This window comes from Paenibacillus sp. 10L310, from assembly GCF_056395745.1.
The window spans coordinates 49,587-69,406 of sequence record NZ_JBFTKC010000017.1 but is presented as its reverse complement, the minus strand read 5'-3'; the positions used below and the strand labels follow the sequence as shown (position 1 = coordinate 69,406).

Below are 19,820 nucleotides of genomic sequence, written 5' to 3'. Positions count from 1 at the left end.
CTATTTCCTCCTTTTTATTTCTAATCCGCTAAAGATCGTATACCAAAAATTTCCTATTGTCAATTAACACTTTAACGCAACATAAATATGTATTTTGGTTCATATTTTTAACCAAAAGGTGTATTCAAAATGGAAAATATTGAGCTATAATGTTATGAAATGAATTTTTACTATTTTTAGTATTTTGTTGAAAGGGGATATACGAGAACGTATGAAAACCATTGTATACATATCTGATTTCAGGCTTCCAACTGGATTAAACTTCGTTAATCCTTTGCAGAAATTGGCGGATCACAAGAAAATTCTGATTATTGAACGGCATAATTTGCATCATGATGAGGTCCTCAGGGACTTCTTTGATGAAATTAGATATGTCGATCATCTGGAGTCCGTAGATGCCATCCGGGAGCATATGATGCAGATCCGAGAATCCCATTCCATCTCTGCTTTGTTAACGCCGGGTGAGAATGCGATTGAGATCGGTGGTCAGCTCCGTTCCGAGTTCGGGATCCCCGGTATGCAGCGCAATCAGGCTGAGGCTGTTCGCAACAAATGGATCATGAAACAAATGCTGCATCAACGCGGAATTCGGACATCCGAAATTGCAATTGCTCTACATGAACAGGACTATATTCGTTTCACTGCTGTACACGGCTTCCCGATTATTGTGAAGCCACTCAGCGGATATGGAAGTATCAATACGTTCAAATTGTCCAGCATGGATGAACTGGTACATTATCTTCACCATACAAGACAAGCACAGCAAAAGGATTTGCTGGAGGAATTCATCCACGGTACGGAGTTTCATTGTGATTCCATTGTGTCCAAGGGCAAGGTTGTATTTGCATCTGTTTCCCAATACCTGTATAACTGCCTGGATATTGCGACAAAGCAGAAACCTCCGGCCAGTATTACGTTCCCTGAAGGCACGGAAGCTGATTTTATCCATCACATCAAAGAACTCAATGAACAGGTCATTGCTGCCTTGGGTATCAATCAATCCGTAACACATGCCGAACTTTTTCTGACTCCGGAAGGAGAAGTGGTGTTTGGAGAAATTGGTGCAAGAATCGGGGGATCACATGTTATGCCTCCTTGTATCAAGAACACTCATGGCGTTGATTTCTTCGAAGCTGTCACTGATCTGGAAGTTGGAATATATGAATTTAAGCAACAGCAGACGCGCCATAAATTCACAGGCATGATCTGCTTCCCTTCACGCGCAGGGGTAATTCAACACATATCCGGGATAGAGGATTATGCCGATATCCCTGGCATCATTGAGTTCAATGTATCCTATCAAGTAGGGCAGCGCGCCGGGGACGTCAACGATACCATGACCCGATCAGGCTATGCTATTGTGGAGGGTGATTCGTTCGAGGAATTGCGTCAAACCCTGCTGGATATGTACGATCGTTTCAAGATTGAAGTGACGGTTGCTGAAACTGAAACTGTATAAGATGTACGGATGATCCTCACCGTTTTTGGTCTGGAGTGACGGTTATCTTGGGGAGGGCTGGAATTATTGTCTTTATTCAAAACCTACGCGGGTCTGAGCCGCGATATCTATTATCTCTGTTTAGCCAGAACGATTAACAGCACGGGAGATTTTGTATTCTCCCTGATTACCTTGGTGCTTACGTTACAGATGGGCATGAATGTGGTCAGTGCAGGGATCTTTGTGTCCATGGCAGCCCTGATTAGCGGACCCGGTGTACTTCTCGGCGGCTATTTAAGCGATCTTATGGGCAAAAAAACAATTATTGTCATCGGGCAACTGTTGTCTGCCATCATGATTATAAGCTGCTCTTTTTGGTCAGGCACCATTACCGTTGGTTATCTTCTGATTGCAGTCATGTTCTTCATCAGTATTACCCGGCCTGCATATAATGCACTGATTATTCAACTGTGTACGGAGGAGAAAGAGCGAAAGTCCGCCTTTTCCCTCATGTATCTGGGGGCCAATCTGGGTATAGCCATCGGACCACTGGTCGCCGGTTTTTTTATCAAGGATCACGTCAACATTGTCTTTATAAGTATCGGTACCGTGTTTCTGATATCTACCTTTATCATCATCAACCAGGTTAAGATCGGCACACGCAAGGAATTGGCATCAACAAACAGCGAACATGCTGGACAACAACAAGAACAACAACGATCGAGCCAACCGCCTTCGCCGTTATTCAGACTACTACTGAAAAATCCACTCGTTGCCTTTTTCATCGTTGTGTCATTTCTTAACTATTTTATCTATATGCAATACTCATTTAGTCTCCCACTCCAGATGAATCACTCATTTGGCGAGAACGGGGCAGCATATTACGGCTCTGTCATGACTATCAATGCCATTAGCGTCATTATTCTTACCACCGTGATCCTGTCCGCTACACGCAAATTAACTGCCCTAAACTCGATAGCTACAGGCGCACTCTTCTATGGAATCGGATTTGGAGCCTTGAACCTGCTGGGTTACTTCCCCCATTTTTCCATCGTCGCCTTATCCACGGTGCTGTGGACCATTGGAGAGATTCTCGTGCAGACCAATATCAACCTGTATATTGCTTCGCGTGTACCCGATACACATCAGGGCCGGTTTAATGGCCTACTGTTATTCGTAGGTTGCCTGGGTTATACACTTAGCCCATATTTGACAGGCATTTTCATCAAAAGCATGGACATAGAAAGTGTATGGATCATTATTCTGGCTGTCAGTCTGTTCTATGCGTTGTCTATGATTATTCTCTGGTATATCGAAAAAAGCTCAACAAGAAGAAACGAAATGAAACCGCTGGATCACTCAAAAAGTATCTGAACCTCAGGGCAGCCTGTTCTGCCCTTTTTTCCACTTTATTTTCACACCAAAACAGGCAAATGTGCATTCGCATTATACTCGACCAATTGCTGACCCGCATGCAGTCTCTGTACCAGATCTGGATTGGCGATAAACGGTCTGCCGAACGCAGCCAGATCTATGTTTCCCTTACCAATCGCGTGCTCCGCGGTTTGAACATCCAACTCCCCCACACCAATGATGATTCCATCCCACCGACTTCGAATCCGCTCGTGAAAGGACTGCTCCTCTTCCCACGCTTTTGTATATTGGTCTGTTGAGGGATGCAAGATCGTAATTCCCGTCTCACGGAACAAGTTCAGATATGCATCGATCATTCCAGCTTTGTCTGCCCAAGCATAGGATGCATCATCATCCTTTTTCTCTGAAAATCGTACCGATATGCGATCCACAGGGATCTCTTTTTTCACAGCCACAATAATATCCCGCAAGAACCGCAATCTGCCCGCTGTGTCTCCTCCGTATTTGTCTGTTCTGTGGTTGGTCTTCTCATTGATAAACTGGTCGATCAGATACCCATGCGCAGCATGCAGCTCGATCCCGTCGAAACCTGCCAGAACCGCATTGCGGGCGGCCGTCTGAAAATGCTGAATTGTATCCGCTATATCCTGTGTACTCATCGCTTGAGGAACCTGATACGGCTTATGTAGCTTATGCACTCTTCCCTCTGCCGCAAGGCTGGAAGGTGCCACTGGAGAGGTTCCGATCAGATCGGAGTGGGACAACCTGCCGACATGCCATAGTTGAGCAATAATGGTGCCGCCATGTCTGTGAACAGCATCCGTTACCCTTTTCCAAGAAGTCGTCTGTTCATCTGTATATAAACCGGGGATGCCGTAAGTGCCTTTGCCTGCCAGATTCGGGTTAATGCCCTCGGTAATGATCAGTCCCACGCCATCCCGCGCACGCTGCTCATAATATGCCACCATCTCATCCGTCACGGTCCCCTCCCGATCATCAGCAAATCCCCGGGTCAACGGTGCCATCACAATTCGGTTCCTTAATTGCCACTGATGAATCGTTACCGGGCTTAATAATGTTGAACGTGTATTCATGTTATCCATGTCATATCCCTACTCTCTTTGTCATTAAGGATATTGTACGGCGGCTCCGATATATCGTAAAATGATTGAAATATATAGTGGTATCTCTCAGAGAGATACCTAACATCAGCATCTGCAGAAGTAATTGAAGGTAATCCACGTTCAGGAGGATACAGCATGGAACTTTCCGATATCGATATTGTTCTCGCGGTGGCGCGTTCAGGCAAAATCTCACAGGCCGCCAAAGAACTGAATTACGCGCAATCCAATGTCACTACGCGCATCAAAAAACTGGAGCAGGAATATCAAATCCAGTTGTTCAACCGATTTCCCAAAGGTGTTGTACTGACCTCCAAAGGAGAACAGTTTATTGAGTACGCCACACGAATTCACAATCTTATGCACGATCTGAAGCAGGATATGACCGATCCCGGGGAGCCTTCTGGCACGCTGAAAATCGGCATTGTGGAAACGGCGGCATCCAGCCGCTTTATGGAGATTCTGAATGAATATCAGATAACCTACCCGAAGGTGTCCATCTCACTCGTCAACGCCACTTCACCCAAAGTACTGCGCAAGGAAATACAGGACGATGAGATTGATGGTGCTTTTATCAGCGGGGCTTGTGTGAAAGAGGGTCTGAAGGTGGAATATGAGATGCAGGACACGGTTCATATCATCTCCAAGCAGATGGATACACCACCCGAAAGTCTGTGCCAAGTATCATGGGTTGTTTTCCCCGAGGGCTGTCCTTATCGTGAAATGACCGAAGAATTTTTGCAGGAAGAAGGGTTGTCCGCACGTAATATCATCGAAGTGAGTACGATGGAAAACCTGCTGAGCTGTGTGGAGTCTGGAATTGCTTTTACCATTATGCCGTGCAACGTTATTCACAAGAAACCGGATGATTTCTCCGTATTTGATCTGGCAGATCGTTTTACCCATACCACGACAACCTTTGTCCGCGGTGAGGATCGGTATGTCAGTAGTGCGCTGGATCAATTCATAAAGCTACTGAACCAGAAGTGCATCACGTTTTGATATAGATAACTTTTATAAGCAGCAGTATAGTATGTACATTCACAGCAGTCAGGAGAAGATCAGATGAAACTCATGAATCTTTTATATAGGCTCATTGATGCCCGGCGTGTCGACAACAATGCTGAACAAGTGTCCTTTCCATCCCGTCCACATCATACGCTGCTTATTGTGATCAAAGGGATCTTAACCGTCAAAGTCGAAGACAAAGTCATCTCCCTATGCGCTCCTCAAGTCCTTTCCGTCCCGCCTTCTCACACCTGTATCGCAACCACCGAGGTACAGCATGATTTTGAATGTGTCACCTTAACCTACAATGTCTACAACGAAGAACTAGATGGCAACATGCAACAAGTTATTGATCCACATCTTGAATTCATTGCCGCTGTTGTTCCCTCAGCTCCCGTTCTCGCCATTCAAATCCATGAAGGTGGGCAGAAGGAAGATCCATGGGCTGGAATGGCACGTCAGATCCTCTTTCAGGAACTTTGTCTTGTCCTATTGAAGCAAAAGAAGCAAAAATCCCAGGAAGGTACCGCCATGGAAGCGGTAAGGCAGAGCCAAAAATATATCAATACACATTATCAGGATAACTTCACACGCGAAAAACTGGCTGAAATGGCTGGACTGAGTGTCAACCGTTATTCCAGATTGTTCAAAAAAATGATTGGACAAGGCCCCATTGAATACTTGAACGCCGTACGCATCCGGGAAGCCGGTGATCTGCTACTGGCCTCGGACAACACGATCAAACAAACAGCCCGTCAGGTCGGGTATGAAGATGAATTCTATTTTAGCCGAAAATTCAAAGCAACCACCGGATTGTCTCCCATGGTTTATATTAAAAAGCATCGCTCCGTAACACGTATCGCTTCACTTGCCCATCCCTATACGGGACATCTGCTTGCCCTTGGTATTGAGCCTTATGCGGCACTGATTAATCCGGTCCATAGAACCTCATATGAATTCAAAAATGTGATTCAAGTGGGCAGAGATCAGCCTGATCTGGAACTATTAATGAACGCACACCCGGAACTGATCATTGGGTATGAAGGAACCGATTATGAAGAGCCCAAAAAAGCCGAATTATTTCGGCATATTGCCTCCACTTGCACCATATCTTTTGCAGGAGATTGGCGTAAACAGTTGTACTCCATTGCACAATCCGTGGGCAAAATAACAGCTGGTGAAGAATGGCTGGAACGTTATGATCTATCGGTCAAACAAAAAATCTCCAGTATACAGCATGCCATCGATGACCACCCTGTGGCTGTGGCGCAATACGAAGATGGACAGTTCCGGGTCTACGGCAACCGTAATCTGGGTACGGTACTCTATGATGATTTGCAGTTATCCGTACCCCAAGCCCTACACCACGTATCCCATTCCCGTATAATGTCACTGGAACAGCTGGTTCAGTCGGATATTGAACACTTCATTCTGTTTACAAGTGGCCAAGCAGACGAGCGTGCGCACACTGTAGCATCGCTTATGCAAAATTCAATTTGGCAGCAATGGGAGGCGGTTCGTATGAATCAAGTCTATGAATTGGGCGATTCCTCCCCCTACTCCTGTTATACTTCCTTGGCCCATGATCTGTTTCTGAATCGGGTTAGTCAATTGTTCCTAAGCCAAACGTCCATGCATTAAACAGGAATATCCATGGATTACAATTTGGAATGCACCTATAATTATTTTGATAATGATAATCAAAATCAATTGAAGGGTGTGTACAACGTGTCTTTACCTAATAACCAACGCTTCTCTACCTTTTTCAAATCAGGACGATTCCTTATAACCGTTCTTGTTCTATGCAGCATGCTGGCGGGCTGTGGAACTTCCCAGAACAGTGGGAACTCCGCTTCACCCGAATCTAATGGGGCAGAGCCATCAACCGCTGAACAGGGAAGTGAGAATACACGCACCATTTCTACGATTAAAGGGGATATCGAAATTCCTGCCGAACCCCAAAAAATTGCGGGTATGCTCTACGTCTTTGCTGACCAGTTACTCGCTCTCGGCATTGAACCAACAGCCATGGTAACGTATAACGATCTCGGATTCCCTGAATATCTGGCAGATCAGATGAAAGATACCACTGCCGTAGGTTCCGGCGAGTCTCCCAATTTTGAAGCATTGCTCCAGGCTGAGCCGGATCTCATTCTGGCCTCCAAAACGTTAAATGAAGCAAACTATGAGCAACTCTCCAAGATTGCTCCAACGATCCTTTTTGATAATGAAGAAAAAGGAGACTGGGAGCGATTCATGGAAACGGCAACTGTTCTTGGCAAAGAAAAAGAAGCCCAAGCGGTCAAAGATGCCTATGATACCAAAGTCACCCAAACCCATGATGAGCTTGCCGTAAAAGCCAAAGACGAAACGGTGGCCTACATGCGCGTGCAGGATAAACAGCTTCAGTTGATTAAACCTGATGATAACTTCACTCTGTTTGGTGCTCTGGGATTAACCCCTGCTTCAGTAGACAGTGTAGATTTCGAGGGATCATGGAATGTGGCAATTTCCGAGGAAATTCTGCCTGAGCTGAACCCGGATCGACTGTTTATCATTCTGCGTCCTGGGGAAGAAAACAAGGTAGTGCTTAATAACATCATGAATACATCCATCTGGGCCAATCTGAATGCAGTTAAGAACGATCATGTATATATCGGTGATGCCAACCTGTGGTTTGCAGGATACGGTCCCATCGGTCTTAGCAAAATTATTGATGAGATCGCTGCTTCCTTCGAGTTATAGAGGGACATGATGAAACCCAAAACAAGTCTTAGGCAGACCGTGATCGAACGACGTACGATTCAGGAATTTAATGGCCTACCCATTCCCTTGGAAACGATTCATGAGATTCTGGAGGACGCGATATGGGCTCCTTTTCACTCCAAAAAGGAACCTTGGCGCTTCATTCTGTTTATGAATGAGGGCAGAGAAACATTCGCAAGCGCTGTATTGAGTACACGCAATCCTGAATTTGTAACAAAGTACGGACAACAAATCAGAGCGGCCTATTGTGCACAGACACCTGTGCATCTGGTTGTGGTTATGACAGCCAACCTGCCCTCCAAGGCGTGGGAAGAGGCTTTTGCTGCAACCTCGGCACTGATCCAGAACATACAGTTGCTCGCCTGGGAACAACACATTGGCGTCGTATGGAAGACAAGTCCTTTCAACGAAAATCCACTATTCTGTGAAGCCATTGGTGTGACATCAGAGGAAAAAATAGTAGGTACACTACACATGGGGTATTTTAACGCTGAAGATCAGCCTATGCCCAAGCCTCGCACACCTCTCCCTCAACTGTTGCATCTCATTGATCACTAAATGAACTAGAGCACATTGATCGAGAGCACAAAAAAAAGGGATGTCCTATAAGTCATGAATATGACAGGGGACATCCCTTGTTCGTGTTATTTTGTTTTAATGAACCTGAGACCCTTACTCCACCTTGAATCGCGCAGCCGATTCGGCCAGCTTTTGCGTCAATTGATCGATCGTATCAACCATGTTGGCCAACTGCTGTACTGTTGAAGATTGCTCCATCATGGTTGCTGTTACCTCTTCAACCGAAGCGGATACCTGCTCTCCTGAAGCCGACAAACTATGGGCAGACTCCAGTACGTCATCCTTGTTCTGTAACATCTCCTGCATCTGTCCTGCCATCGTAGCGATCTGTTGATTAATGACCGTTACCTTCTCCAAAATCAAATCAAATGCCTGACGAGTCTGCAAGACAAGCTCATCCTGTCTGGACGAGATGGTGTGAATTTCGGCAACACTTTGGTTGTTCTCGGCGACATCGGCCAGATTCTGCTCGATAATGCTGGAGATTTCCTTGGATTGGCGGGAGCTCTGCTCTGCCAGGTTGCGGATCTCCTCGGCTACAACTGCAAATCCTCTGCCATGCTCACCTGCCCGTGATGCTTCAATGGAAGCATTCAATGCAAGCAGATTGGTCTGCTTCGCAATCTGGCTGATGGCTTCCGTGATCTGACTAATACTGCCCGAACTGGTTTGAAGTTTGACGGTAATCTCCGAGATTTTCTCCACTTCCCGTTCGTTCACCTCGTTGATACGCATCAGTTCATTCACGACTTCATTCCCATTGTGGAATACCGTTTCGATCTCATCTGCTCTTGCCTTCACATCCTGTGCACTGCTGTTCATGGCAGCCACTTTATCGCCAAAGCTGTTGAATTTGCCTGCAATCTGCTCGGTATCTTCCGATTGGGCCTCCATGGCTTTGGCAATCCCCATGGACGTTGCCGATGTCTCATCAATGGATCTTGCCGTCTGTCTGGATGTCTCCTCCAACTCCTGAGTGCTGGCCTGAAGGACATGAATCGAACTATTCATATCGGTAATAAGGTTCCTGTTCTGCTCCACCATACCATTGAAGCTCTCCGCCAGATCCTTGAATTCGCTGTTATACTTGCCATTGGCCTTAACGGTCAGATTGCCTTGAGCAAGCTGTTGGAACAGACCGCTCAGACGTATGATAGGTCTTGTAATACTGCGAGAAATCAGCAATCCCACACCAATAGCCAGAGCAATCCCGATCAATATCACGATAACCATCTGGCGCTGCATATCCTCTATCGGACGCTTGATATCGTCATAATCGTCAATAATGAGCACAGAGAGATCTGCACCCGGAATCTGATTAATACGATAGTAGGTATCTTCTCGATCCATCGAAGTGATTTTCACTTTGTCGGTGGCTCTAGCCTCGATAATTCCCATCGCGTCCTTATCTTCTTCCAGCGTTTGTCCCACAACGGAAGGGTCCAGTGAATCATACATAATGATGCCGCTCCGACTCAGTACTTCAACTCTGCCTTGACCATTGATTTTAATGTCTCCGAGTTGCCCCAGGAAGAAGCTGCTGTCCACCGACATAGCAAGCACACCCAGGTTATTCCCCTCTTCATCGGTGATAGGCTCCGAGAATACAATAATGAGCTTCTTGCCAGTCTTAGAGACGACCGCGTCACTGATGAAGGATTTCCCCTGTATAGATTCCTTAAAATATTCCCGATCTCCCCGTGACTGACCAATGACTTCTGGCATGGTTCCTGCCACCATGATTCCTTCCTTATCAAAAACGAACAGATCTGGCTTACTTCCTTCCGTTTCCGATATACTGTCGGTCAAGATCGTATTGGCCTTATTGAAATACGGGTTCTCATCCGATAAAAATTCTTCATCCGTCATGTCAGTTGTATCACGCAACTTTAAGAGTTCTTTAAAAGTACTATGTACGGATATCGCATGACTCAATTGTTGTTGAAGCTGCATCGCTGTCCAAAGCCCTTCCCCAAGGCGGTCAGCCATCACATTCATTTCATCCTTGCTTTTCTTGACCACAACATCAGATGAAATCATATAACTTGTGGTCGTTGCACCAAGCAGAACCAACACAACCAATACACTGATCATGAAAGGCAGCTTGATCTTAAGTGACATATTTTTGATCTTATACCCTATCCCTTGCTTTTCCCCCGTTTTTCCCATTCCCACTTCTCCCCACTTCCCTGAACCATCTGCATCTGAACGATGTACATACATTATCGGAAAAATCCATAGTAAAATTGATCAATTAGGGAGATATTGCCACTGTTTTTCTTTTTTTTGAAATTCTGATAGCAACATAAAAAATGGCCTGTCAGATCGACTATCCATCTTGGGAATGGATGTTGCCGTTATCTAACAGACCGTTTTAAGTTTTTTTATGAATCTATTAAGTTTACTTGCGCAATCTCCGGGAACTCAATGAGTGATGACCATTCTGCAAGAATGTACTGCGCGTATTCTTCATCTGTTCAATCCGTCGCTCAGCCAGACGATCTGCGGCAACATAGGTTGCGATGCCCTCGGTACGTGAGCTTTCGAATATTTTCTCCAGAGTGGAATAGATCTCTCCGATCTTGCTCCACGCCCGATCCGCGTTATAACCGTTCAACTCATCCGCAATGTTAATTACGCCACCTGCATTGATAACATAGTCAGGCGCATATACGATGCCCATATCATACAGCTGATCCCCATGACGGGTCTCCAACAGCTGATTATTGGCACAGCCCGCTACAACCTTTGCCTTGAGCGTTTTGAGCGTATCGTCATTAATCGTGCCGCCCAGTGCACATGGTGCATAGATATCACATTCCACACTCGTGATGTCTGCGGGATCAACTGCTGTTGCGCCGAAGCGGTCCACAGCCTGTTTCACCGAGTCCTTATGGATATCCGTAACGATCAGATGTGCACCTTCCTCATACAGATATTTGCACAGATGCATCGCCACATTGCCGACACCTTGGACCGCTATCGTTTTACCCTCCAGCAGATCGGTACCAAATGCTTCTTTGGCCGCTGCCTTGATCCCCCGATATACACCCCAAGCCGTTGCAGGCGATGGGTTACCGGATGAACCATAACTCGCGGAGATGCCTGTCACATAATCGGTTTCCTGATAGATCAGGTTCATGTCCTCTTCCGTTGTTCCCACATCTTCGGCAGTGATATAACGTCCGTTCAATCCTTGAATATATCGTCCAAACGCCCGAAACATCGCTTCGTTTTTGTCGCGCCGCGGATCTCCGATGATAACGGTTTTGCCACCGCCCAGATTCAGGCCAGATACCGCATTCTTATATGTCATACCACGGGCAAGGCGCAGGGCATCTTCAATGGCTGCTTCTTCTGAAGCGTAAGTCCACATCCGCGTGCCTCCCAGCGCAGGGCCGAGTGTTGTGTCGTGTATGGCGATAATTGCTTTTAACCCTGAATTTCGATCCTGGCACAGAACCAGTTCCTCATAATCGTGATGCTCCATTGCTTCAAACCAACTCATGTGCTAACCGTCTCCTCCAACCATTTTTGCGATCCAATCGCATTGTTCTCTATTCATTGACCATCCTCTATTGTACCCATGAATACCCAGTTTGTGCAAAATCACATCGCAATGTCAGAGAAGCATCGATCGATGTTTCTCATATGGCGGGAGCAAAGCTGTCGAATTTCAGATTATAATTTTATCGTCTATCCATAGAAAAACCTCTCTCCCTTACAGGAGAAAGGTACAATTCTCTCAACTACATCAACCTATTCGCCCCGAGTAGACCAATTAATCGTTCACATTTAAGGGAGCGTCTCAACCACATTGATTGGATGCAAATCGCCATCTACAGCAAATGAAGCCTGTCCTGTCTCCTCGGAGACAACTAATACAACCGCATCCGTCAATTCACTGAGTCCCAGTGCTGCCCGATGACGAGTGCCTATTTTTCGTTCATGCACTTCCGCTTGCGACAACGGCAGCACATTACCAGCGGATACAATCTGATTGCCACGAATCAACACAGCCCCGTCATGTAATGGCGCACCAGGAATGAATAGCGATTCCAACAACGCATGCGTCACTCTTGCATCCACAGTCACGCCTGAGTGAATGATCGACTCCAACGGAATCTCCCGTTCAATCACAATCAACGCCCCATATCTCCGGTCAGATAGATGCTGTACGCTCGATGTTAATTCGGCAAACTTCTCGGTAAAGGGTGACAGATAACAATCCAGATAAAACGAAGAGGCGAGCACCTCGATCTGCTTGATTTCCGCTCGAATCTCTGCAAATTGCCCCAGCAGGCAGGCACTGTCATTGTCAAATCGGGATAACGTCAGATTCATACGCTCTGCTACACGATGGAGGTCTGCCTTAAGCTTCTGCCTCATCGAGGAACTGTCACAGTCTGCTTGCTGGGTCATCATTCGCCGCCTCCTTGGTTGGGTTGGGCTTCACGCCGCATCATTAGTACCCATACCTTCCCCTCTGGAGCACATATTTATGCAATGGCAAGGCTGTAAGAGCTAATCACGATCTTCATTGTAACTGATATAACAAGCAAAAAAAGAGCCTCTCCGCAAAACTCCACGGTCAGACTCTATTTGCATAATGATTTGGTGTTTGTCTACTTTACTTATTGTGCTTTTCCGTATGAACCTGCCTTAAACGTAGTCGGATCATACCATTTGTACCCTGCCGCAGGTGCAGCCCATGGCTCAAGTTGTGGCTCGGTTGATGCGGCCGGAGCTTCGATAGGAAGCAGGCTTGTTGCCGTATCCAATGTCAGTCCTGGCACTTGTGCCAGACTGGTGTAGCTCTCTTTGACCGCGAGCCATTTCACAGTATTCACAAGGAACGTTGCATCGTCCACTTCTTTGAATCCATCATAGGTCTTCTTGGTAGCACCGGTCTCTTCACGCAAATATTTCGGAGTCGCGTCTTCTACAGGTGAAGAGTCACCGATAAATGCGGCTTTGCCTGCACCAACCTTTGCAATGGCAGCATAGGCTCCTTCAGCTCGTCCACCACCATTATATACGCCCTGATCCACGGCATTGCCCCACTTGGACACACCACTTGGTACATAGACCAAGCCTTTGGCTTTGTTCGGGTCTATAATCGCAATGGTCGATCCCGCATGCATGGCTACAGAATTAACACCAGCTGTAATGCCGAAGGATTGTGCAGGTGCAACGATATCCGATGCATTTACATCTCCAAGAGCATTGTAGCGGAAACGGACACCAAAGTTCGTCGCGAGCCAGTCTGAACTCGTCACACTCTGCATCGCTGGTGATTCGGCTTCAGCCGAAGACATGCCTTTGGCCGGATTCAGGAAGGCACCGCGGCGATAGCCGTTAAATACTTCGGAAGAATCCCAGCGGTTTTTGTTGCGGTCTGCATTATAGTGGTCGGAGATGAAGAAGATACTTCCTCCGTTCTGCACGTACTGCACCAGCGCTGCCTGCTCAGTCGCTTTGAACGGCACGTTGGCTTCGCCGATGACAAAGACGTCGTAATCTTTCAATTTATTATAGGTGATAGCTTGCTCACCGAATGTATACGGGATGCTGCGTTCCAGCTGATCCACGGCAAAGCCTGCGTTTCGCAAACCATTGGCAAAATCCGAAAATGCCCCGTCAATAATCCAGTCGGCAGCACCTGCTGTCTGGGCGTGGGTATTATCAAACAATACTTTCTTGCCGGTACCGTCCGGCAGTGTTGTGCCCGGGTTTGGTTCTGGATCAGGATTGGTTGTTCCGGAGGAAAGTGTGATGGACGTTGGGTTTTTGACTCCTGCATAGCTGTTGTAGGCACCTAAGGTTCCGGTTACGATGATCTTTTTGCCTACAAGACTGGGGTTGGACGCCAATCCATATTGCGAACGGAAAGATGAGGGAATCTGTACATCCAATAATCTGGCGTTGGTCCGCTCTGACGCTGAATCCGCAATCAGAACATTAAAATCATTGGCATACGGAGATGTAAACTTCGCGGTAAGCGACCCGGTAGCATGTCCAACAATGATTCCTTCAACCGTTTCTGTTCCTCCACCGCTCTGGGCAGCGATGGCCTGAGATACCGTAAGTGGTGCTGCAGCTTGTACCGGACTTTGCGAACCCGGCCCCAGCAGTGCGGTTGCCATCATGATAAAGACCAGGAATGCCCCGATCCAGTGCTGCCATAACGCCTTCTTCATATTCCCTTTCTCCTCCTCCAAATTACCTGATAATGGGTTATCCTCCTTTAATTTAATTGTTCATATGCTGAATTCCTCTTTCTTTTTGTAAAGTTTATGAAAAAGTTTAGAAGTTGAGTCTATTGGCCCATACTGATTATCATTAGAATTCCATTTACCGAAGGAGTAAAACGATGATGAAGTTGGTATTTTTAATACTCTTGTTGATTGTTCCGCTGATTATGGCTTATGTTGCTCTTCGTTCCCGCATGGTTACCCGAGTATTTCATATTCTTGCGCTACTCTGTTTCTACAGTGCGGCAACTGTCATCGCTGGTGATGTGTATGCGACGAATGCTCATATGACCACATTCACCACCGAGATTCACCATTTCCTGTTGAATGGCTGGTTCCTGTATCCGTCTGCATATCTCGGTGTATACATTCCCTATGTGCTGTGGGTGAGCCTATTTTCAGAAAAAAGTTAAATTCGATGCGGACTTGGGATTGCATTTTGCCAGCGTTCATTGCATAATGAATATATAAACATGATAATGATTATCATTCTTGAACTTGTCTCTTTGTAACTTTCTACTGCATATGATTTTACGATTTTATAGATAAAGGGGAACGAACATCGAATGAATACAACTCTGCAAAAGGCTGATCTGCAGCTTGACGATTATTTGGATCTTCTGAACCTGGCAACCAACCTGGGTGATACGAGATGGCAAAAGGAAATTATCCGTAAGCTGGCTTATACTTATCCCGCAGTTCAATGTAAACAACCACAATAGCATTCCACATACATCATAGATCTACATTATGGCTCATGACCGATTCATTCGTTGAATCTGTTATGGGCTATTTTTGTTGTACAATGGACAGTAAAGTTATTCAAACGTGAAGGAGTGAACAACGATGCAATTGGAGACCGAACGACTCATCATCAGGGATATTCTGGAGACAGACTGGAAAAGTATACATAGCTACACATCCATGCCGGAAGTTACACAGCATACGGCATGGGGGCCGAATACCGAAGAGGATACACGAGCTTATGTGCAGTTTGTGTTGGACATGCAGCAGACCAAACCACGAGAAGGCTATGAACTGGCGATATGTTTGAAAAGTGATGGAAGACTCCTCGGCGGAGTAGGTATTCACTTGATGGAGAAAACCAATGCAGAGATCGGTTACGTCCTTAATCCCACCTATCAAGGAAAAGGGTATGCCGCCGAAGCAGCCAGTGCTCTACTAGGCTTCGGTTTCAACGAACTAGACGTTCACCGGATTTACGCCAAATGTCGTCCGCACAACACAGCTTCGGAGAATGTCATGAAGAAGATTGGCATGCAGCGAGAAGGGCTATTACGCGAGCACTGGTTCTACAAAGGTTCCTTTCATGACTCTGTGATCTATTCGATTCTCTCCAGTGAATATGCACATGAACAATTTCAAAGAAACACAAAAAGCTGACTCCCATATATGGGACGCCAGCTTTTTTTCTTTTACTCCGTAACGACCCCAATCGCCAATGGAGGTGAAGCCTCATTTGGAATCCAAATCAAATTTGTTCCTCGGGAATGCAACCGTTGTGCTTCCCTCAACTCGGAACACCGGAACAAGTTATTTTACAGTCGGCACAGCTCTACCGGACAGCTCGGGAATGTAGGACATCCACACATACAACGCAGGGCTGCCAGGTCACGAATCATCAGTTTGCCGTCCATCATATCCAGCGTACCTTGTTCCTTCCATGCCCCCAGCATCCGCGTTACGCTCTCCCGGGTAGCTCCAATCATCTCGGCAAGATCGGTATGGTTCAGCTTCATCTCCAGCACAATACCATCCGGTGTAACCCTACCATACGAATTGCTGGCACGGATCAGTGTCGAAGCGAGCGCACCCGCCTTGCCATAGAGCAGCAAATCACGGAATCTCGACTGGGTGATCCGCTGCGACAGTGCCATCCATTGCAAGAATTTCAAGGCAAGGTCGCCATGTTTGCTGAGTATACTTTCCAGATCGCTAAGCGAGATAATGGCCAGTTCCCCTTTTTCCGCCATCTCTGCACTGTAGCTATGATTCAATCCTCCGATGCCGCCGAATTCACCGATGAGATCGCCGCTTTGCTGAATGGATAAAATAATTTCCTTGCCATCCTCCGTCGACTTGGTCATTTTCACTCGTCCCGAACGAATGTAGTACAGATATCCGGCTTCATCGCCTTCGAGAAAGAGACTATATCCCGATTTCACCCGTTTGGGCTGCATTTTTGCTTCAATCAGGCCCCATTGCTCAGATGTAACGAACGAAAGGATTCCGCCTGTTTCTCGTGTCATTTTGCCCGCCTCCGTTTGTTTCTGCTCTGCTCTTTGGGCTGTTCTTTCTACAAATACTGTACCCATAACCTTCGTCCCCCTCGGTGATTCCTTATGTATCCATCATACCGCGAAAGTAGCGCGAGGGTTATCGGGGGATTACCTGATCATTAACGAGAAACTCCCTGAATTTGCTGTGAGAAAAGTCACATTTCACCGATATGCCTCATCCTTCGCATTTCTTCAATCCCTTGGTGCACCTGATTCAGGAGTCCTCCACTGCCTAAGTTCAGTAGATTATAGAACGGAAATAGGGGTTTTCCCTGAATTACAATATACGAGAAAGGGTCTACAATAGAATTAACATTGTAATACCCTTACTTTAAGATGATCCTGTTCAAAGGTTAATGATAATAATTACACGTCACGTACGTTATAATTTCGAAAAAGGAAGTGTCCTCTCATGCATGATGAACTGCCATCTGGCATTCAGGAGATGATCGACGGCCTGCGCCTGAACACATCCAGCGACTTCTGTGGACTTGCCTGTCTGAACGGGACGATGCTACGCTGGAAGTATACCTCTGGGGCTAGTAATGAACGGGTGAAACGCATGGAAATGCGCGCCGGACAAGATCTGGTGGGCACAGCCCTTCGGACTGGACGCACAGCTCGATCTGATGCACAATCCACCGGGGAGCATACACCCGGTCGTTGCCCGTTAATGCTTGCTGAGCGGCTGGTATGTGCCATAGCGGTACCTGTGTTCCAGGAAGGAAGCGTGCCTGGCGCCGTGCTACTCGTTGGCAGCAGATTGCCTTGCACCTTCTCACCGGACATGATCCGGCACACGGAGCAAGTCGCTCTACATCTTCAGCCGAAGGTGTTTGGATAAAAGTTTGAACTAGAGAGTAAGAGAAGCTATTCGGAGATTAAAGCTCTGAATGGCTTCTTTTTTTGTTATGATATAGATAGAACTAAGGAAGCGGACAGGGGGAAATCATGTGATTCAACTATTAGTTGTAGACGACCATGTTGTCGTGCGTTCCGGGCTGATCGCCTTACTTGAAGGAAAGAATGATATACATATCGTTGGAGATGCCGCAGATGGCGATGAAGCCATTGCCAAGGCTCAAGAGTTGAAACCAGATGTGGTCTTGATGGATTTCAGCATGCCGCCAGGCAAAGACGGTCTGACCGCTACGGCTGAATTGAAGAAATTGATGCCAGATGTCTCCATTTTGATACTAACCATGCATGACGATGAAGAATATCTGTTCCGCGCCATCCACGCGGGAGCATCCGGATATATACTCAAAAGTGCGCCGCATGAAGAATTGCTTGCTGCGATTCGTTCCGTAGCAGAGGGTAGCGCCTATCTGTACCCCAGTGCAACCAAGCGGCTGATGAGTGAATACCTGGACAAAGCCAAACAGGAAAACGCCGGACCGTATGACACGTTATCCGAGCGGGAGAAAGAGATTTTGTCCTGGATTGCCAAGGGTTACGCCAACAAGGAAATCGCCGAACATCTGATCATCAGTGTCAAAACGGTCGAATCCCACAAAAGCAATCTGATGGAGAAACTTGGCCTGCGTACACGACCGGAACTGGTGAAGTTCGCTATGAAAAAGGGGTTGCTGAACTTTGAGTAGTGCACGCAAGAACAGATTAAGTGGACTCGCAGACCAGCCCGTACGCCTCCTGCTGGACGAAATCGATAATCACATTACGGATAATGAATTTCGCAGCAGGTTGAAGGGTTCCCTGCATCAACTGAGTGATCTGAAATTTGCCTTGGATGAATCCTCCATTGTAGCCCTGACAGACCGCAAGGGTAAAATCCAGTATGTGAATGATAAATTCTGTGAAATCTCACAGTATGAGCGCGAGGAACTGATCGGTAAGGATCATCGAATCATTAATTCCGGATACCATGGCAAAAGCTTTATGAAAAACCTGTGGGACACGATATCCTCAGGTAAGGTATGGAACGGGGAAATTCTCAATCGTGCCAGAGATGGCAGTCATTATTGGGTCAACACCACCATCGTGCCTTTCCTTGATAACGACGGGGAGCCATATCAATACCTAGCTGTACGCAGCGAGGTCACCAAGCTGAAATCCGTCGAAGCCGAATTGCAAAAGATGATGTCCCAAGTGATGAATATTCAGGAAGAGGAACGACGCCGGATCTCGCGTGAACTGCATGACGGGATTGGACAGAGTCTCTTCTCTCTGGTGATTCAGATGGATCGCCTGCTGGCAGACCAGCCTCACCCCGGGGTTGAAGCACTTCGTAAGCAGGTCACGGGTATCATGGAAGATGTACGCGGTATGGCATGGGAGCTGAGACCATCTGTTCTGGATGACCTGGGTGTTGTTCCGGCGATTCGTACGTATATCGAGAATTACACCCGACACTACGGGATTGAAGTTGATTTGGAATGTAATTTGCGCAAACGACTGGAGATGAACCGGGAGATAGCCATCTACCGAATTATTCAGGAAGCCTTAACCAATGTCGCAAAGTATGCCGATGTTGCCGAGGCACGTGTTACTATAGAAGACGCTGAGAACATGACGATGGTTATTATTGAAGACCAGGGTGCTGGATTCAGCGAAGCAACCGCTGGCAATGGCGTTGGATTGTTTAGTATGGAAGAGCGTGCCCGTGGTGCAGGAGGAACGTTGAGAGTTTCTTCCGAGCCTGGCGAAGGGACTACCGTTACCCTTTTATTGCCCAAGACAGCACAGGGATAACCGTACATGCTTCGTATCACACTTTGCGCTTTACTCCAGCTTATCTATTATTTAACGGCTGCTCGCTATTGGACTATGCGAGTGGTCTTTTTATTTCCGATTGGTCGAAATGACAAAATGAAGGCTCAAAATCGGTTAAATTCAACAATCATGATAAATAGATTGACTCCAGTTACGATTCGTCATTAAACTATGAATGCCACATACACATTGTATGTTTAGTAAAATTTTATTGTTTATTTCATATAGCGAGAGAAAAGGATGGTCA

The 19,820-nt window shown here is 46.6% G+C and carries 18 protein-coding genes; 12 read left to right on the top strand and 6 right to left on the bottom strand.

Annotation, left to right across the window (positions count from 1 at the left end; genetic code table 11):
• Positions 1-211: 211 nt before the first annotated feature.
• The gene (locus AC1DE7_RS25685; RefSeq protein ID WP_477535463.1) at positions 212-1,459 is read left to right on the top strand and encodes an ATP-grasp domain-containing protein; all 1,248 of its coding nucleotides are present in this window, start codon (positions 212-214) and stop codon (positions 1,457-1,459) included.
• Positions 1,460-1,525: 66 nt separating this feature from the next.
• Positions 1,526-2,812 carry an MFS transporter gene (locus AC1DE7_RS25680; protein WP_477535462.1) on the top strand — a complete coding sequence of 429 codons (1,287 nt, stop codon included), beginning with the start codon at positions 1,526-1,528 and terminating at the stop codon, positions 2,810-2,812.
• Between the two features lie 41 nt (positions 2,813-2,853).
• Here the strand turns inward: AC1DE7_RS25680 and AC1DE7_RS25675 are convergent, their stop codons facing one another.
• Positions 2,854-3,906 carry an alkene reductase gene (locus AC1DE7_RS25675; RefSeq protein ID WP_477535461.1) on the bottom strand — a complete coding sequence of 351 codons (1,053 nt, stop codon included), beginning with the start codon at positions 3,904-3,906 and terminating at the stop codon, positions 2,854-2,856.
• Between the two features lie 165 nt (positions 3,907-4,071).
• Here AC1DE7_RS25675 and AC1DE7_RS25670 point away from each other — a divergent pair, with 165 nt between their 5' ends.
• The 4 genes from AC1DE7_RS25670 to AC1DE7_RS25655 all read left to right on the top strand — a co-directional run bounded on the left by AC1DE7_RS25670 (position 4,072) and on the right by AC1DE7_RS25655 (position 8,265).
• On the top strand, positions 4,072-4,935 hold the full coding sequence (locus AC1DE7_RS25670) for a LysR family transcriptional regulator (protein ID WP_477535460.1): 864 nt from the start codon (positions 4,072-4,074) through the stop codon (positions 4,933-4,935).
• Positions 4,936-4,998: 63 nt separating this feature from the next.
• Positions 4,999-6,582, top strand: coding sequence for a helix-turn-helix domain-containing protein (locus AC1DE7_RS25665; protein ID WP_477535459.1), 1,584 nt, complete (start codon positions 4,999-5,001; stop codon positions 6,580-6,582).
• Positions 6,583-6,669: 87 nt separating this feature from the next.
• Positions 6,670-7,686, top strand: a complete 1,017-nt coding sequence (locus tag AC1DE7_RS25660; protein ID WP_477535458.1) for an ABC transporter substrate-binding protein — start codon at positions 6,670-6,672, stop codon at positions 7,684-7,686.
• Positions 7,687-7,695: 9 nt separating this feature from the next.
• Positions 7,696-8,265 (top strand): nitroreductase family protein, encoded by a 570-nt coding sequence (locus AC1DE7_RS25655; RefSeq protein WP_477535457.1) that lies wholly within the window; start codon positions 7,696-7,698, stop codon positions 8,263-8,265.
• 114 nt (positions 8,266-8,379) lie between these two features.
• Here the strand turns inward: AC1DE7_RS25655 and AC1DE7_RS25650 are convergent, their stop codons facing one another.
• The 4 genes from AC1DE7_RS25650 to AC1DE7_RS25635 form a co-directional block, all read right to left on the bottom strand.
• On the bottom strand, positions 8,380-10,455 hold the full coding sequence (locus AC1DE7_RS25650; protein WP_477535456.1) for a methyl-accepting chemotaxis protein: 2,076 nt from the start codon (positions 10,453-10,455) through the stop codon (positions 8,380-8,382).
• 232 nt (positions 10,456-10,687) lie between these two features.
• The gene (locus tag AC1DE7_RS25645; RefSeq protein WP_076329898.1) at positions 10,688-11,794 is read right to left on the bottom strand and encodes a Leu/Phe/Val dehydrogenase; all 1,107 of its coding nucleotides are present in this window, start codon (positions 11,792-11,794) and stop codon (positions 10,688-10,690) included.
• 287 nt (positions 11,795-12,081) lie between these two features.
• Positions 12,082-12,711 carry a sporulation-specific diadenylate cyclase CdaS gene (cdaS, locus tag AC1DE7_RS25640; RefSeq protein ID WP_047840418.1) on the bottom strand — a complete coding sequence of 210 codons (630 nt, stop codon included), beginning with the start codon at positions 12,709-12,711 and terminating at the stop codon, positions 12,082-12,084.
• Positions 12,712-12,920: 209 nt separating this feature from the next.
• Complete coding sequence (locus tag AC1DE7_RS25635; protein WP_477535486.1) at positions 12,921-14,435, bottom strand: DUF6359 domain-containing protein; 1,515 nt, start codon at positions 14,433-14,435, stop codon at positions 12,921-12,923.
• 224 nt (positions 14,436-14,659) lie between these two features.
• Between AC1DE7_RS25635 and AC1DE7_RS25630 the strand changes: the two genes are divergently transcribed.
• From AC1DE7_RS25630 to AC1DE7_RS25620, 3 genes are all read left to right on the top strand, one after another.
• Positions 14,660-14,953 carry a hypothetical protein gene (locus AC1DE7_RS25630; RefSeq protein ID WP_339190203.1) on the top strand — a complete coding sequence of 98 codons (294 nt, stop codon included), beginning with the start codon at positions 14,660-14,662 and terminating at the stop codon, positions 14,951-14,953.
• Positions 14,954-15,106: 153 nt separating this feature from the next.
• A complete protein-coding gene (locus AC1DE7_RS25625) occupies positions 15,107-15,262 on the top strand; it encodes a hypothetical protein (RefSeq protein ID WP_017691064.1) in 156 nt (51 codons plus the stop codon).
• Between the two features lie 124 nt (positions 15,263-15,386).
• Complete coding sequence (locus AC1DE7_RS25620; RefSeq protein ID WP_477535455.1) at positions 15,387-15,944, top strand: GNAT family N-acetyltransferase; 558 nt, start codon at positions 15,387-15,389, stop codon at positions 15,942-15,944.
• 155 nt (positions 15,945-16,099) lie between these two features.
• On the opposite strand, the gene AC1DE7_RS25615 is transcribed toward AC1DE7_RS25620, so the two are convergent.
• The gene (locus tag AC1DE7_RS25615) at positions 16,100-16,876 is read right to left on the bottom strand and encodes a Crp/Fnr family transcriptional regulator (RefSeq protein ID WP_477535454.1); all 777 of its coding nucleotides are present in this window, start codon (positions 16,874-16,876) and stop codon (positions 16,100-16,102) included.
• A gap of 376 nt (positions 16,877-17,252) precedes the next feature.
• On the opposite strand from AC1DE7_RS25615, the gene AC1DE7_RS25610 reads away from it, so the two are divergent.
• The 3 genes from AC1DE7_RS25610 (at position 17,253) to AC1DE7_RS25600 (ending at position 19,552) form a co-directional block, all read left to right on the top strand.
• Complete coding sequence (locus AC1DE7_RS25610; RefSeq protein WP_477535453.1) at positions 17,253-17,684, top strand: GAF domain-containing protein; 432 nt, start codon at positions 17,253-17,255, stop codon at positions 17,682-17,684.
• Between the two features lie 109 nt (positions 17,685-17,793).
• On the top strand, positions 17,794-18,444 hold the full coding sequence (locus AC1DE7_RS25605) for a response regulator (protein ID WP_017691068.1): 651 nt from the start codon (positions 17,794-17,796) through the stop codon (positions 18,442-18,444).
• The gene (locus AC1DE7_RS25600) at positions 18,437-19,552 is read left to right on the top strand and encodes a PAS domain-containing sensor histidine kinase (RefSeq protein WP_127548054.1); all 1,116 of its coding nucleotides are present in this window, start codon (positions 18,437-18,439) and stop codon (positions 19,550-19,552) included. Before AC1DE7_RS25605 ends, AC1DE7_RS25600 begins: the two co-directional genes overlap by 8 nt.
• The last annotated feature ends 268 nt before the right edge of the window (positions 19,553-19,820 follow it).